This window comes from Flavobacterium piscis, from assembly GCF_001686925.1.
Lineage (GTDB): Bacteria > Bacteroidota > Bacteroidia > Flavobacteriales > Flavobacteriaceae > Flavobacterium > Flavobacterium piscis.
Window position 1 is genome coordinate 186,018 of the sequence record NZ_LVEN01000050.1, and the last position, 14,359, is coordinate 200,376.

Genomic DNA, 14,359 nt, shown 5'->3' on the forward strand with positions numbered 1-14,359 from the left:
ACAGCAGTAAATTTGTTCTATCAAAAAACATCAATTATTTAATAGTATATAATATGAAAGTAGCAGTATGGGATACTTATGTAACCCGAAAAGACGGAAAAATTATGCATTTTGATATTCTGGTAGATGAGAATACAAATGATGCAAATGCAATTTTTGAATTTGGTAAAAGTTATTTAAAAACAGTTTCGCAAGAAGGTCAGCCTTTAACTTCAAAAGAATGCAGGTTTTGCCACATAGATAAAGCTCCTGCCGAAGTAGAAAACCAAATTCGTAAAAATGGTTTTTCTATTATCGAAATGGAAAATTGCAATTAATTATTCTGCCAAAATAGAACAGAAGTGATGATAGACTGAAAGTGTTTTTACTTTTTCAGTCTTTTTTATAAGTACTCTGAAAGTGCTATAATTCCCTGTTCCATTTGTTGTTCTGTCAGCGATGCATAACCTAATCTAAATCCGGAGGCAGAATTGGTACAACTAAAATTTTCAGGATTCATAATTTTAATGCCTTTAGCCAATAATTGCTGGCAAACAAACGGTAAGTCAATTGTAGCATTTGGAACTATCCAAAAAGCCAAGCCTCCTTCTGGTTTAGTAAAAGTAATTTTATCTTTGAGATGTTGTTTACAGAGACTTTCAAAATAATCTCTTTTTGCTTTATAAATCAAGTTGGTTTTTTTAAGATGCCTTTTGATGATGCCTTCATTGATAAGATGCAATACCGCTTCTTCCATAATATTATCACCTTGCACATCGATTATTTTTCGATGTTCTCCTACCTTCTCAATTCTTTCAGGCGTACTTACCAAATAACCAATTCGCAATGCCGGAGCTACAATTTTGCTTAAAGTGCCAATGTAAATAAAGTTTTGTGCAGTTTCATAACTCGAAATAGGTAAAATTGGGCGCTGACCAAAATGAAATTCATGATCATAATCGTCCTCGATAATCGTAAAACCGTATTTATTGGATAATTCAATTAGCTTTAATCTTTTTTTAAGGCTCATTGTTACCGTCGTCGGAAATTGATGGTGAGGCGTAACGTATATGGCTTTTATAGCGTTATATTTTTTCAGGTATTGTTCGACTTCATCCAAATTCAAACCATCCGGAGTAATGCTTACCGGCAGTAAAGCTGCGCCGGCATTTTCAAAAGCTTTCCATGCCGGCTGATAACCCGGATTTTCGATCATAACAAAGTCTCCTTTCGAGAATAAAGAATGTGCTGCCAGATACATTGCCATTTGGCTGCCGCGCGTAATACAAATTTGATCGAGGGAAATATTCATTCCTCTTTTAAAATTCAGCATTTGGGCAATTGCTTTTCTAAATTCAGTATTCCCAAATTCATTGCTGTAGCCCATGATTTGCCAACGCGATTTCCTGTTGAATATTTCTCTGTAAGCTCGCGCCAGATCTGTCATAGGAGCAAGGCGGCTATCAGGGAGACCGTCATCAAAAACAAGATGCGGTTTTATCTCTTCCTCAGTAGTATTTGCTTTTTGTTGCTGTTTTTTTTCGAGTCCACTTTCAGGTAATACATCAGCCACAAAGGTTCCTTTTCGATCCATTGTAATCAGCCATCCTTCGGCAGTCAAAACATCAAGGGCTTCAATTACGGTGTTGCGATTTACATGAAGTAAAACCGCTAACTGCCTGCTTCCTGGCAAAGCATTGCCACTGGATAATTTGCCTGATTTTATAGCATTGATGATTGCATCGGCAATTTGAAGATAAAGTGCCGTATTCGATTTTTTGTCTAACTGAATTTCCAATGACCAAGGTCGTAACATCTGGACTAGTTTTTTATATTAAAACTATATTATATTGATAGACCAAAGTTAGGTTTTTTTGTGGAGCAAATAAAATCTGATTAATACATGAAAAGATCTATTTTTTAATTCATTGCCAACGATTTTATTCTTCCAATATTTTTTCAGTATCAATGGCATTCTTTTCCTGATAAAGCATTTCACCCGTTATACCACTATCTCCTAATGCACGCCCTTTTATTAACCAGGCAATCCCGAAAGCAAAGAGAGATAATGCTTCGAGAACCAAAGTCGAATATTCAAATCGCTCTAGTTTCTCAGATATGGGTACCAAAACAACAAATAGGATAATTGAATAACCACAAGTTCTGTAAATATTATTTTCGTTCAGGATGCTTTTTGGAGTTCTGGTTTCATTTTTTTGTCCAATGGTAAAAACATTAATGGCGAGTAAGGCCATTATGAGGAATAAAAGAGCAGCAAAACCATAATGAAGCCAGCCGAGCCATTCCTGATTAGAAGAAATGAGCGTGTAAATTTTTGGGTTTATCTCCTGTTTTTCGGGAGTAGTAGGAAAAAATGCAACGCCCAAAGCCATGATTCCGGCAATATTGGTGAGTAAATTATCGTTTTTCCAAATCGAAACATTTCCATGACCTTTATATCGAATTAAAAATAAACCAACAGCACATAAAGTTCCGGTAAAAAACTCTCGTAAATGAGTATAATAGTAATGACTGATAGAAGTCTGAATGGGAGTTTGAAAGTAAGAAATCAAAGATAGCCCCACTAAAAGTATCGGAAGACTTATACCAAGATAGCCAATGGCGCGCCTGATTCTTCTGTATGTGAAAACATCATAACTTTCAATTTTAATTTCATTATTGATATCAATTTTCATGTTTTTTGATGTATTGATTTGACAATGATAAAGTTAATAGAAAATTGTAAAGGAATGTAAAAGATAAAAAGTATGTTTTGTCATTGCGATTTCTGTGATAAAGTAATTCTTTTTCAGCAGCTAATCCTGCGCCTGAAGCTTTGGACAATGCCTTAAGTTAAGGTTGAAAAAAATAAAATTAATCTCGCAAAGGCGCTAAGACGCAAAGTTTAAGACAAGATTGCGTAAAAAAACATTGCAAATATTGTCAGAGTGAGGCGAAGTCGAAGTCCTTGTTAATAAAATCTATTGATAAAAGGGATTTTTATAGTAATTAAAACCCTATTTTGAATTACTACTCACTTAAAGGATTGTATTTCTGATATCTTGTATGAACTTCTAAATCATTTACGTATTCTTTTTTTAGCGTTTTTCTGTTTCCTTTTTTGTCAATGATATAAATTTCACGTTGATTTTCCTCTAAGGAAACGCCGGCAAACTCTCTTAAGCTATCTTTTTCTATTTTTAAAAATACGGTTGAACTTCCGCCATAAACCAACCAGGCATCAACACAATTTAAAAGTTCGTTATATTGTAAGTTAGGATAATGATCGGAGTTTTTCATCAGAATAAATTCCTTTTTTGACGGATCAAAAATGAGCAGTTTTCTAATTTCATTGGCGCCTCTTGCAGCAACCGAAGATTGAAAAGTAAGATCATTAAATCCGTCGTTATTGAAATCTGTAAGTTCAGGATCACAATTTGTTATGCCATCTTTCAGGTATTCCAGTTTTTGTTTGATCTGCCATATGCTGTTTCTTTTTTCGAAAAGATTAATTGCAACATAAGTGCTGTCATCAGATCTAAATTGGTCAACGGTTAATTTAAATTTTCCTTTACTTCCAACCTGAGTACTATCTGTAAAGGTTTCTTCTAATACAGTTTTAGCAGTATCTATTTTGGTTTCAGGTTTAGTGATTTCTTTTTTTGTGGTAGCTTTTTTAGAAAGAAGCGAGGTTTGTTCTTTGCTTTTTTGAGCACAGCTTGCTATCAAAAGTAATAAGACCAGAAGTATTGATTTTGTCATTATTGGTTTGCTTTCTTAGAAAATAAATTTTCAACAACCCAGGCCGGACCAATCATCAGGAACTGAAGATCTTTTAAGAATGATGGTTTTTTACCTTCGATATTATGTCCGTAGAATTGCCCAATCCATGCGATCACAAAAACGCCTATCGAAAACATCCATAAAGGAACAAATTGACCTATATAATAATTTACGACCAAACATATTGCTGATAAAATCGCAATTTTAAAAGCCATAGAAACCGATAAGCGAATATAGAAAATGAGTACAAAAATGAGCACTACAGCAGCCCAATTTTCGATAATAGGTGCATTTAGTTTTAATGTATTGGCAATAAAACCACTCGGAATACTCATTAGTAATCCCACTATTGAAAAGTAAATTGCAGGAACACATATATAATGTATTGCCTTGTTTTTTGGATTTTGATGACTTACGGCGTATTCATCAAACCATTGTTGTAATGTTCTCATTGTTTTGGTTTTGAGGTTAGTTGCGTAAATCTAATGAAATTTCTTTTTGGTTGATCGATTTATGAATTTGACTTAAAAATAACAAAGCCATTATTCGTGAGTTTTCAGGAGCTAATCCCGCTATCCGTTTCAAACGAAGTTCACTCACGCAGGAAGGATCACACAAGAAGCTCGACAATCTTTGTCATAGCACGCGGATGATACGGATTTGCTTCGCAAAAACGCGGATTTACACAGATTTTTTGTTTTCTTCATCCTTGACGAAGGAAGGATCTTACAAGAAGCTCGACAAAGATTGCGGGAATTTATCATGAAAACGAGTGCCCTAGCCCTGATAGAAGCGGTATCCTTTTATGTTGGGGTTCACCATAAAAGATACAAGTGGATAGCAGGATTAGCTCCTAAATATTGACAGGCGTATTGGCATATTCAAAAACATTATCCCACAATTCATCGATAGTAATAAGAGCTTTGTCTAACGGAATCACGTGCCATTTTCCGTTGGTTTCTATGCCAAGGCCTATTTTTTTTAGTTTCAGTAAAGCATCTTTTACATTAAAATCAAGATCGGTGTTGAGCTTTGTCGAGAACCAGGATTCTATTTGGTTATCGAGTTCTTCTGCGGTTAAAGTTTTTTCGCTTTGGTATAAAAAAGTATAGGCCAAAATGATTTCTTTGAGTACCTCTTCTTCGGATGAATTTAGTAGCGAATAAAAGGCGCCGCTGTTGTTCCCGAGATTCTTAAAATAAAGACTGTCTGAAAGTATTTTTGAGTATTTGATTTTCTTGTTTACAAAATTGCTATATTGGCGAAACAGATATAGGGACAAAACGCCAAGAGCAATTAAACCCTGATTTAGCGAAGCTTTGCTGTTGAGTAAATCGATCGTTTCGCCGGATTGATATGCTGCGTACATACCAATTAAGGCTGGAATTACGGTGGTACTTAATAACGAAATTCCGCCGCCAATTCCCGGAACCCAAAAGAATAATTTATCCTTTGTAGACATTCTTGGAATGGCATTGGGAAAAATCGTTTCGAGATCGTTTTTAGGAACACGCTTAAAGATTTTTAAGGCGATTGTTCCGGGATCAATAGGCATTTTACCCAATTTGACTTTGTTTTCGCTTAAATATTCTTTCTCGTTATAGTTAAGGTAAATGAGGACGCGATCGTAGTATTCGATTTCGATTTCTTTTTTCCAGAAAATATATTTCTTTACTTTTTCTTTTGCCTGATGATGACCGCGAACGTACAATTCGTAATCTTTGAAAGCATTAAAATCTATGGAAAGATTCAGACCTATTAAATCCGAATCCTTAAAGGCTTTGTCCAAAGTTTCCTGATCGATACGGCGATAATTACCCTGATCTAAAACTTTTAGAAGGGTTTGTTTGAAAACAGAAAAATCACTTTTGCCTAAAAATGCCTGACGTTCTTTGAGACTTAAATCCGGATCGAATAAGGCGTAGTTTTGCTTTAGGTTTCGGTTGAGATTAAAGGCTTCATAATGAAAATAGTGTTCTATGATATCAAATAATTTTTTGAAATCTTCGACTTTTTTTTGATCATCAGAGAAAGCGACGATTTGTTGTTCGAGTAAGAATTCCTTGTTAAAGGGAATGTAATGTTCTCGCTTCATACATTTTTTGGACTTAAATTTGGGAGTATTTCTAAAACGCAAAAATACCATCGTAAATTTGATTTCTAAACGCATTTTATATTAAAATTTAGTTATTTTCTTTTGAAAGGTTCAATGGCGGTAATGACATGGATATCACACAACAATTCCGGCAGAATTTTACAAAGAATACACTACATATTATCGTAAATTTGAAAGGATCTGGTGTTGAATAACTTAAGATTTCGAAACTGAAAATAAAAAAATACGTTAATACATATCTAAATGGAAAATATACCTACTTCTAAAACTCAGAATTTTGCTCGAATACTTTTAGGAATTTTTATGATTATGGCCGCCATTGGCCATTTTACTTACCAGCGGGAAGATTTTCAGGCGCAGGTTCCTAATTGGGTGCCGATGGATAAAGATCTGGTTGTGATACTCTCCGGAATTGTAGAAATGGCCATAGGACTTGCCTTGGTATTTATGACCAATCATAAAGTGAAACTCGGAATTTTTCTGGCTATTTTTTATGTAATGGTTTTTCCGGGAAATATTGCACAATATCTCAACGGAATTGATGCTCTGGGCATGAACACAGATCAGGCGCGACTGATCAGATTGTTTTTTCAGCCGGTTTTAATTTTATGGGCTTTATGGTCTACTGGAGCAATAGATTTTTTTAAGGGACTAAGACGCTAAGGTTTTTAGAAAAGATACTAAGATGCTGAGTTGCTAAGGGACTAAGGTTTTTTTAGAAAGTTAAAGAAGGCAAACTTTGGAATTTGGAATTTATCCTGAAGATTTTGGATTGGAATTTTTTTCTGTTTTGGAATTTGGAATTTTTTTAATTGGAATTTCTTTTCCCAATACTATCATCATTATAGCCAGAGCCATTTCTATTAGCCTACCTTACCAAAAAAAGGATGGGGATAGAAGACAAGGTTAGACAGGTTGAAGCATTATTTGAGCGACTTGAAACTGAAATTGCTGCTTTTCAGTCAGAAACTCATTTGTATTGTAGTGCGGGCTGTGGCAAATGCTGTACGACACCTAATATTGATGCTTCGCCTCTGGAATTTTTGCCTTGGGCATTTCATTTGTTTTTGAATGGCAAAGCCGAGGAAACCTTAGCACTTTTAAATCAGACTAACACTCATAATTGTCTGATATACCGTCCGCTTTCTGTTTTAGAACATAAAGGCAATTGCAGCAATTATCGCTACCGCGGCTTGGTATGCCGACTTTTTGGCTATGCCGCAAATACTGATAAATACGGAAAGCTACGTCTTGCTACCTGTAAAATTATAAAAGAACAACAACAGGAAAATTTTATCGCAGCAGAAGAAGCTATTAATAACGGGAAATATGTTCCAATTTTTACTGATTATTATATGCGACTGGCACAAATAGACCTTAGAATGGGTGTTATTTTATTACCCATAAACCAGGCGCTCAAAATAGCAATCGAAGAAGTTTTACATTACTATGCCTATAGGCCATTACCGGACGGACTTGGAAATATTGCTTAGCTCTATTGAAGTTATAAAACAGATAAATTAGAAATTTGGAATCCATTCTGATTTTTTTATATTTTAAAATTTATATTTTAAAATTTCTTAAAATCACACTGCCATTGTGTTTGTTCGTTGTGCATAATTAAAGCTCGTTTCATTTTATAATTTGAAACATAATTTGTCCCTAAAAAAAGATTTATTTCTTTTTAACCTTATAATTTTATAAGACTTTATACTGCCTAAAATTGATAAAGAAAAGGATTTATAAAAAATAGAATGATCTGTAACAGTACTGATCGCAATGAAATTTATTAATGAAGAAAGAAAAACTTAACTTTTAAGAATTTTCAAATCATTTTTTTAATTACCCCGTAAAGTAGCTTAACCTGTAGTGTTTTTTATTTTGCTTTATTTAATTTTAAAAAAATCATTCTATGTCGCTCCCTAACGAATTGTATAACGCAAAATTTGCTGAATATATAGAATCTATTAAGATAATGTATTTGGTAGACGATCGATTTAAAATGATTTGTGACGATTATTGTATTAGTAAAATAAATGCCGAAAAATTTCGAAAAAAAATAGAAAGGGATTTTCAGCATCAGCTCAGGCATGAAAACTTATCTAAAGAATTAGAAGATGAGATTTTGATTTACATTATCAAAAATCTTTAAATGAGCTCTATCCTGATTTATTTTCTAAATACGATTCCAAAAGTTGTAGTGTTTCGCTATCGAGTCTCCAAAATGCACGTCTGTTTTTATTAAGGCCAAAGCGTCTGAAATTTTTAGATTTTAGATTAAAAGGAAGCTCTTTACACAAATCGGCTATAACTTGATACATCCTTTCTTCGTTTGATGAATAAGGCAGAATCATATAAAGATCTATAAATAATTTACCGGAATCAATGATATAGTTTATTTGTGCATTCTCGGTTATTTTTGTACCGTAATGATAAAATTGTAATAGAGTAAAATGAAACAAAGGGAGAACTTCATTTTTATTTACTTTGAGAAATTCTAGAATATCTAAAATATTTTTAGAAGAACTTTCCCAACGTATCGAAGTCTTAAGGTATTCGTTACCTGAATTTTCCCATTTATGTACTGGCAATCCCAGAAAAATATTCATTTTTGAAATCGTTTGCTGTGCCAGTATTAACTCTTGTTCATTGTCTTTTTTAAAGAAAATTTCTAGCTGTGTATTGCCGGACTGATATCCTGCAAAATTTTTTTCGAAAGCATCAATTACTTTTTTAAGCCCATTAGCGATGTCTTTATTTTTTACATAATGTCCAAGCGAATTTGATTTTGGGAGTGTATAAACAAAAAAGGATGAATTTGTGTTCATTTCTTCAAGGTTAAATGATTGTATTAAACGAAAAATTTTTAAGTTTTAATTTTTAAAGATTCACCGCAAACAGCTTAGTGATTGGGAGGTGCACTTTGCATGTCTTTACAGCGGTGAATAGGCAGTTATAATAAGAAACTTTGAAAATGAGACTAATAATTAGAGTTTTAAACCACCTTTTTTTTCGTTCTGGTCAATTGTCGTTATTTTATTTTTTATGATTATTAGTAAAAATTTGAATCATGTCTTTTAGTTTTTTTTCTAATTCTTTGTAATCTGCCTTTATCATATCAGCAGTAATACTATTAGAATTACGGTTTAAACATTGACGAATGTAAAAAGGAGTATACCCGTATTTTTCGACCAAAGCCTTAATCAGGCTAGGATCGTAAGTATATTTTATGTTTTTTTCCGTACGTTTGTCCATTGCTTAATTTGTTTCTTATTACGTAACAAATATAGTAAGATATTTCTTAATAGTCTAATTTATATAAGATTTTTTCTAAAAACTATGCTTTATGGCAGAAAATACACTACAGAGAATTAAACACTATCTTGATTATAAAGGAATTAAGGTGAGTGCCTTAGAGAAAGAAGTTGGAATGTCTAATGGCTCTTTTGCAAGTCAGCTAAAAAACAATAAAACTATAGGTCTCGACAAGTTAGAAAATATCTTAAGTAAGCATTCTGACATTAATATTGAATGGCTTTTGACGGGTGAGGGAAATATGCTGAAATTTGATGTTTTACAAGAAAAAGGATCAGTAAGCTACAAAAAAACGGAGAAAGATGCTAAAAATCAAAATATTCCGCTTTACAGTATTCAGACCACGTCCGGAATTATTGACTTGTTTGGCAACAACGAATATCAAAATCCAGTAGACTCGATCTCGATACCTAAAATTTCTGAATGCGACGGTGCCTTATATGTTACAGGCGATAGTATGTCGCCTTTGATAAAAAGTGGTGATATTGTGGTTTATAAAAAGGTATATAATCATGAGAAGAATATTATTTGGGGCGAAATGTATCTTGTTTATATCAACAATGATGGTAATGAATTCTTTTTTACCCGTTTTTTAAAACAATCAGAGCAGGAATCATTTGTGCAGCTGGTAGCACAAAACCCCGATCATCAAACTATAGAATTCCCTGTTAGCAGTATTAAGGCATTGGCTTTAGTAAAGGCTTCAATTAGGGTTAATTCGCAGTTTTAAGATTTAAGCGGCTGAGGTAGTGTATTTCTAAAAATTTTACTGAAATAAAATATTAAAAAAAGTGAGACTTTTAATCGTTGGCGTCGATTAGAAATCTCACTTTAGGGTTCCAAAAAAAAGTCATCATTTTAATAATTTCCCTGTTATGGAAATTACAAGTTCAAGTAAAAATTATTTACTGCAAAATTATTCCTAAAAGAAGATGTGGCTATACGTATTTATACCTGTTTTTGGAGTTTCTTTTATCAAAAAATACGCAGACATAAGATTTTTATTGCCAAATCGTAATAACGATAAGGTTGAATGACAGCAGGATAATCCTATTGATATATTAATTAAATTCAGTTTTTTTGAATTCAATTATTTTTTCGAAGTATTGTATTAGGATTTTTCTTTCTACCGAATATAGAGCAGTTTCCTCTTCTGTTTTTAAATACAAATCGGCAATACTTTCAGCATCCAGTTGATGATTTAAAAAATGATTTTCGGCATATTTTATAAGGTCGTCCAGAAAAAGTTCGTACAATCTTCCCTTTTCCAGTGTTTCTGTATCACCTTCTTTTATTTTTTCCATTTCAGATTCCGGCAAATCAATGGTCAGATAAGTACAGTCTACTGCAACTTTAGAAAGCATTTCTTTATTTACTTTTCCGGTACCTAAACAATACGCGCACGGGGCAGGTGTCCATTTTAGTGCTTTGTTCATGCGATGTATATCTTCCCAGTCAACAAATGTTTTGCCAAGGCACCTTGGGCATTCTATATTTAATTTTCGAAATAGGAACTTAAAAAGGGTCATTTTTCTGGAATTAATTTAAGATTTAGTGGCTTGGCTAATATAATTATTTATATAAGAAAAATTAGTTCAGTAGTAACTTTTTTGGAAGAAAAGATTTATGAGTAATGAGAATTGAAAATGTATAAAGCTAAAAAAAGCTGTAAATAGTGTTTTTACAGCTTTTTTCTTTTGTGTTTTATTGTTGTCAGACTGATGCAAAATTACGTTGTTGACAGGTTTAGGCCTTTTTTTTCATTAAATAATAGTAAACATTTTCTCCGCCTTCAGGCACAATATTCGAATGTATAAATTCGTAGCCATACGCCGCCATAAAGTTTAAAGCATCGATAATAGAATTAAAGACTAAGACTTCTCCGTTTTTATCTTTCAAACGCGCTGTATCATTATTGCTCGACATCAGTTTTGTTCTTTGTCCAATGTCGATCGAAACCTTAACTTTAGAAGACATATATTTTGAAGTGCCAATAATCTGAAGGTATTCTACATCCAGATCCTGAATAGGAATTCCGTTGATGGTTTGTGCAAAACTTGTTAAACTTAATAATATCGTAAGAGTTAGTAGTAGTTTTTTCATGTTTTAGTTGTGGTTAGATATTAGTAGTTGAGCTATGATAATTGCGATCTAAGAATTGCAATTTTTTATTTATAGCTCTGATATAGGATCTTTTAAGCGATATCAAGATTTATACCATAAAAAATGAAAACTAATCAAAAGTATTAGTGATTAAAAACAAATAAGCCCAACTATAGAAGTTGAGCTTTTAGCAAAGCTATTATGTTCTTTAATTAGAAAATATTTATTCTTTTAGGGATAATTAATGATCTAATTTTGTTAATGTTTAATACTAAGAAAAACTCCTCTAGTCATTACACCACTAATGAATTTTTGAGCAGTGCCTTGTCCTCCAATATTGTTGTAAAAACCTACGACTCGTGGATTAATATCAATGTCGTTTTCATAAATTTTTGCTTTTATCGCTGCTAATGACATTATTGCATTTTGAATGGTTGTAGGATTTATTTGGCTAGGCATTGGTATTAGGGAAGATATATCTTTACCGCTAATACCTAAAGTTTGTATTAAAAGCGTGCCAGTAACTTTTTTTGATTCTGCGGCTACACCTATCGCAAATAGATTTCCTAAGTCAATAGATCCTTCATTTACAGTTATAGTAGCTGTAAATCTTAGGCCTACACCAATATACATTGGTATTATTGCATCCGGTACTTTTATCTCTGAGGCATAGAAATCATAAAGTCTGAAATCTGTAACCTCGCCTTTTTCATTTTTTTTAATTTGAACTTCTAAAGATTTTGTGTCAAATTTAATATAATCCAAAATAACGATATAGCTGCTTCCTGCATAACCAGTTTTAGCAGTAGCAAAACTTATATCTCCCTTTGTATCTATCTGTCCAATAGCTAATCTCATAGTTTCGTCTGGTAGTGAAGACATTAGATGACTGTTTATTTTGTTTAAACTTGTAAGAGAATCTTTAAATTTCTTGTCTCTGTACTCTATCTTAACAGGTAAAGGATCAATTGGTTGATAACCAAATGATACTGCATTTTTTTGATCCCCAATTGTATCAGGTAATTTTTTATTTGCTGAACAAGCACACAGTAGGGTGCTAAATAAAATAAAATAATACTTTTTCATGATTTAAATTTTTAAAGGTTGAATTAAAATTTCATTTATGGTATAACAAGATTACCACTATTTCATAAAATTTAAATACGTATTTATACGGTTTTTTAGCACAAAAAAATCCTCAACTAATTTAAGTTGAGGATTTTGAGTATTTTATTGAACAAAAAAGACTACTTCAGAAAGCTATCCAATAAAATCTGATATTTCCTTCCAACAGGAATAATTTCGCCATTAAACATCGTAAGCGATTTAAAAGTTACAGCCGCAATTTTGGTGATATTTACAATAAAAGAGCGATGTACCTGAACAAAATTAGTACTGTCAATTTCTGTGGCAATGCTCGCGAGTGAACCGTAAATAATAATGGGTGATTTTAGTTTGGCGCTGTAGAGTTTCATGTAGTTGCCCAGGCTTTCGATATAAATAATATCGCTTAGGAGGGTTTCTGTCATTTGTCCGTTTACGCGGTGCGAAAGGACTTTGGTATCAGTGTTGTTTTCTTTTTTTGAAATAGCGCCAGTAAAATAAATCTTGGCTTTTTCAATCGCTTTAGAAAATTTATCGAACGAAATAGGTTTTAGTAAATAATCTATAGCATCGTTTTGGTATGCCGAAAGGGCAAAATCAGAATAGGCTGTGGTTACAATCGTAAGCGGTCTTTTGGGTTGTAATTCCATCAATTCGACACCGGAAATTACGGGCATATTAATATCCAGAAAAATAATATCATACGTATTCTCATTGAGCATTTTTACCGCTTCCATACCGCTAAAAGCACTTCCGGAATGTTCCAGATCGTCAAATTTAGAGATGTGCGATGCAAGCGCCTTATGTGCCGGCGATTCATCGTCTATGATAAGACAGCGGTAGGTAAGTGCCATATTTTTAATTTTACGATAAAGATATTCTTTTCTTTTTTGCAGTTTAGTTCATGTCGTAAGCCGTAAACTTCTAGACGTCTTTTTAGGTTTTCGATTCCAATTCCCGTGCTTGAAAGCCTTGAACCCGATTCCAGGTAATTGTTCTTTAAAGTAAAGGACAATTGGCTGCATTTTACCTTCAAATCAATATTTATAAAAGGTTTTGGCGTTTCGGCAGAGAATTTAACGGCATTTTCAACCAGCGGCAAAAAGAACAAAGGCGGAATATCGATACTGTCGTAATCGCCCTCAAAATGCTGAGTCACCACAAGGCGTTCGTTCTGAAAAGTATAATATTCGATATATTTTTTTATAAAGGCAATTTCTTCCTCCAGAAAAACATAATCTTTTTTAGTGGCTTCAATCTGGTAGCGAAGCATGTCTGAGAGGTTCAATATTCTGTCCGGCAATTTATCAGGATCAGATAACGATTCTCCGTATAAATTATTCATCGCATTCAATAAAAAATGCGGATTCAATTGCTGCTTCAAAAACGAAAGTTCAGACTTGAAATTCATAATATCCTTATCTGCATCCGTAATTTTTTTAGTGATAACAACATGAATAAAGTAAAAAAACATTCCGTTGATAATCAGCGATAATATTTGGAGTGTCTTGAAATTTCCCAAACCAACCAACGGAAAAAACCAATTCATAAAAAAGTAAAAAGAAGTCCAGTAAATTACAAAGAGTGTAAAAAATGTTTTAAGCTTTTTTTTAAATAAAAAAGGCCGAATGATATAAATATTAAAGATCGTTACCCATACAATACAAGGCAAATATCCAACTGCTATTTTACTAATCATAAAAGACCAATCGTGACCATCTAATCGTATTTCGTCATAAACACAAGCAAAAATAACCAAAATGATAAAGGCGTTTACGATGATGTTACGGAGAAAAAAGTTCTGATAAATTTTAAGAATCTTCATAACAGCAAAAATAGGTTAATATTATATGTTGTAATATTTTAGAGCTCATAAATTATACAAACGCCATTCGTATAAATGATACGCCATTGGTATAATTCTGCTATTATAATAGGAGTTTGCCCATTACTTTTGCC

17 protein-coding genes are annotated in these 14,359 nt (G+C 32.9%); 5 read left to right on the forward strand and 12 right to left on the reverse strand.

The genetic code is table 11. The features are described from left to right. The first annotated feature begins 53 nt into the window (after positions 1-53). Positions 54-317, forward strand: a complete 264-nt coding sequence (locus FLP_RS24850) for a DUF2024 family protein (protein WP_065452180.1) — start codon at positions 54-56, stop codon at positions 315-317. A 65-nt stretch (positions 318-382) separates the two neighbouring features. On the opposite strand, the gene pdxR is transcribed toward FLP_RS24850, so the two are convergent. The 5 genes from pdxR to FLP_RS24880 form a co-directional block, all read right to left on the reverse strand. Further along, positions 383-1,795 carry a MocR-like pyridoxine biosynthesis transcription factor PdxR gene (gene pdxR, locus FLP_RS24855; protein ID WP_065452181.1) on the reverse strand — a complete coding sequence of 471 codons (1,413 nt, stop codon included), beginning with the start codon at positions 1,793-1,795 and terminating at the stop codon, positions 383-385. A 124-nt stretch (positions 1,796-1,919) separates the two neighbouring features. Then, positions 1,920-2,675 (reverse strand): hypothetical protein, encoded by a 756-nt coding sequence (locus FLP_RS24860; RefSeq protein WP_065452182.1) that lies wholly within the window; start codon positions 2,673-2,675, stop codon positions 1,920-1,922. 334 nt (positions 2,676-3,009) lie between these two features. Next, positions 3,010-3,741 (reverse strand): hypothetical protein, encoded by a 732-nt coding sequence (locus FLP_RS24865; RefSeq protein WP_065452183.1) that lies wholly within the window; start codon positions 3,739-3,741, stop codon positions 3,010-3,012. After that, positions 3,741-4,214: an Mpo1 family 2-hydroxy fatty acid dioxygenase gene (locus FLP_RS24870; protein WP_065452184.1), complete on the reverse strand. Its 474-nt coding sequence runs from the start codon at positions 4,212-4,214 to the stop codon at positions 3,741-3,743. The genes FLP_RS24865 and FLP_RS24870 overlap by 1 nt, the downstream gene beginning before the upstream one ends. 401 nt (positions 4,215-4,615) lie before the next feature. Continuing rightward, the gene (locus FLP_RS24880; RefSeq protein ID WP_065452221.1) at positions 4,616-5,857 is read right to left on the reverse strand and encodes a TMEM143 family protein; all 1,242 of its coding nucleotides are present in this window, start codon (positions 5,855-5,857) and stop codon (positions 4,616-4,618) included. A gap of 264 nt (positions 5,858-6,121) precedes the next feature. Here FLP_RS24880 and FLP_RS24885 point away from each other — a divergent pair, with 264 nt between their 5' ends. From FLP_RS24885 to FLP_RS24895, 3 genes are all read left to right on the forward strand, one after another. Next, positions 6,122-6,541 carry a DoxX family protein gene (locus FLP_RS24885; protein WP_065452186.1) on the forward strand — a complete coding sequence of 140 codons (420 nt, stop codon included), beginning with the start codon at positions 6,122-6,124 and terminating at the stop codon, positions 6,539-6,541. Between the two features lie 224 nt (positions 6,542-6,765). Further along, positions 6,766-7,371: a YkgJ family cysteine cluster protein gene (locus FLP_RS24890; RefSeq protein WP_065452187.1), complete on the forward strand. Its 606-nt coding sequence runs from the start codon at positions 6,766-6,768 to the stop codon at positions 7,369-7,371. Between the two features lie 419 nt (positions 7,372-7,790). Beyond that, the gene (locus tag FLP_RS24895) at positions 7,791-8,030 is read left to right on the forward strand and encodes a hypothetical protein (RefSeq protein WP_065452188.1); all 240 of its coding nucleotides are present in this window, start codon (positions 7,791-7,793) and stop codon (positions 8,028-8,030) included. Between the two features lie 7 nt (positions 8,031-8,037). Here FLP_RS24895 and FLP_RS24900 read toward each other — a convergent pair whose 3' ends face one another. Together FLP_RS24900 and FLP_RS24905 are read right to left on the reverse strand one after the other, a co-directional pair. Continuing rightward, entirely contained in the window at positions 8,038-8,706 is a 669-nt protein-coding gene (locus FLP_RS24900) for a hypothetical protein (RefSeq protein WP_065452189.1), read from the reverse strand. A gap of 208 nt (positions 8,707-8,914) precedes the next feature. Then, a complete protein-coding gene (locus tag FLP_RS24905) occupies positions 8,915-9,133 on the reverse strand; it encodes a hypothetical protein (protein WP_065452190.1) in 219 nt (72 codons plus the stop codon). 91 nt (positions 9,134-9,224) lie between these two features. Between FLP_RS24905 and FLP_RS24910 the strand changes: the two genes are divergently transcribed. Next, positions 9,225-9,923: a S24 family peptidase gene (locus FLP_RS24910; RefSeq protein WP_065452191.1), complete on the forward strand. Its 699-nt coding sequence runs from the start codon at positions 9,225-9,227 to the stop codon at positions 9,921-9,923. 331 nt (positions 9,924-10,254) lie between these two features. Here FLP_RS24910 and FLP_RS24915 read toward each other — a convergent pair whose 3' ends face one another. From FLP_RS24915 to FLP_RS24935, 5 genes are all read right to left on the reverse strand, one after another. Then, on the reverse strand, positions 10,255-10,629 hold the full coding sequence (locus FLP_RS24915) for a hypothetical protein (RefSeq protein WP_243397518.1): 375 nt from the start codon (positions 10,627-10,629) through the stop codon (positions 10,255-10,257). A 310-nt stretch (positions 10,630-10,939) separates the two neighbouring features. Continuing rightward, positions 10,940-11,296: a hypothetical protein gene (locus tag FLP_RS24920; RefSeq protein WP_065452193.1), complete on the reverse strand. Its 357-nt coding sequence runs from the start codon at positions 11,294-11,296 to the stop codon at positions 10,940-10,942. 258 nt (positions 11,297-11,554) lie between these two features. Continuing rightward, positions 11,555-12,382: a hypothetical protein gene (locus tag FLP_RS24925; protein WP_065452194.1), complete on the reverse strand. Its 828-nt coding sequence runs from the start codon at positions 12,380-12,382 to the stop codon at positions 11,555-11,557. A gap of 161 nt (positions 12,383-12,543) precedes the next feature. After that, positions 12,544-13,254 carry a LytR/AlgR family response regulator transcription factor gene (locus FLP_RS24930; RefSeq protein ID WP_065452195.1) on the reverse strand — a complete coding sequence of 237 codons (711 nt, stop codon included), beginning with the start codon at positions 13,252-13,254 and terminating at the stop codon, positions 12,544-12,546. Continuing rightward, positions 13,224-14,225, reverse strand: coding sequence for a sensor histidine kinase (locus FLP_RS24935; RefSeq protein ID WP_065452196.1), 1,002 nt, complete (start codon positions 14,223-14,225; stop codon positions 13,224-13,226). Before FLP_RS24935 ends, FLP_RS24930 begins: the two co-directional genes overlap by 31 nt. Positions 14,226-14,359: the final 134 nt, after the last annotated feature.

Bases quoted from the DNA above. Each gene is read 5' to 3' on its own strand.
- FLP_RS24850 (WP_065452180.1), top strand. From the start codon at position 54: ATGAAAGTAGCAGTATGGGATACTTATGTAACCCGAAAAGACGGAAAA.
- pdxR (WP_065452181.1), bottom strand. From the start codon at position 1,795: ATGTTACGACCTTGGTCATTGGAAATTCAGTTAGACAAAAAATCGAAT.
- FLP_RS24860 (WP_065452182.1), bottom strand. From the start codon at position 2,675: ATGAAAATTGATATCAATAATGAAATTAAAATTGAAAGTTATGATGTT.
- FLP_RS24865 (WP_065452183.1), bottom strand. From the start codon at position 3,741: ATGACAAAATCAATACTTCTGGTCTTATTACTTTTGATAGCAAGCTGT.
- FLP_RS24870 (WP_065452184.1), bottom strand. From the start codon at position 4,214: ATGAGAACATTACAACAATGGTTTGATGAATACGCCGTAAGTCATCAA.
- FLP_RS24880 (WP_065452221.1), bottom strand. From the start codon at position 5,857: ATGAAGCGAGAACATTACATTCCCTTTAACAAGGAATTCTTACTCGAA.
- FLP_RS24885 (WP_065452186.1), top strand. From the start codon at position 6,122: ATGGAAAATATACCTACTTCTAAAACTCAGAATTTTGCTCGAATACTT.
- FLP_RS24890 (WP_065452187.1), top strand. From the start codon at position 6,766: ATGGGGATAGAAGACAAGGTTAGACAGGTTGAAGCATTATTTGAGCGA.
- FLP_RS24895 (WP_065452188.1), top strand. From the start codon at position 7,791: ATGTCGCTCCCTAACGAATTGTATAACGCAAAATTTGCTGAATATATA.
- FLP_RS24900 (WP_065452189.1), bottom strand. From the start codon at position 8,706: ATGAACACAAATTCATCCTTTTTTGTTTATACACTCCCAAAATCAAAT.
- FLP_RS24905 (WP_065452190.1), bottom strand. From the start codon at position 9,133: ATGGACAAACGTACGGAAAAAAACATAAAATATACTTACGATCCTAGC.
- FLP_RS24910 (WP_065452191.1), top strand. From the start codon at position 9,225: ATGGCAGAAAATACACTACAGAGAATTAAACACTATCTTGATTATAAA.
- FLP_RS24915 (WP_243397518.1), bottom strand. From the start codon at position 10,629: ATGAACAAAGCACTAAAATGGACACCTGCCCCGTGCGCGTATTGTTTA.
- FLP_RS24920 (WP_065452193.1), bottom strand. From the start codon at position 11,296: ATGAAAAAACTACTACTAACTCTTACGATATTATTAAGTTTAACAAGT.
- FLP_RS24925 (WP_065452194.1), bottom strand. From the start codon at position 12,382: ATGAAAAAGTATTATTTTATTTTATTTAGCACCCTACTGTGTGCTTGT.
- FLP_RS24930 (WP_065452195.1), bottom strand. From the start codon at position 13,254: ATGGCACTTACCTACCGCTGTCTTATCATAGACGATGAATCGCCGGCA.
- FLP_RS24935 (WP_065452196.1), bottom strand. From the start codon at position 14,225: ATGAAGATTCTTAAAATTTATCAGAACTTTTTTCTCCGTAACATCATC.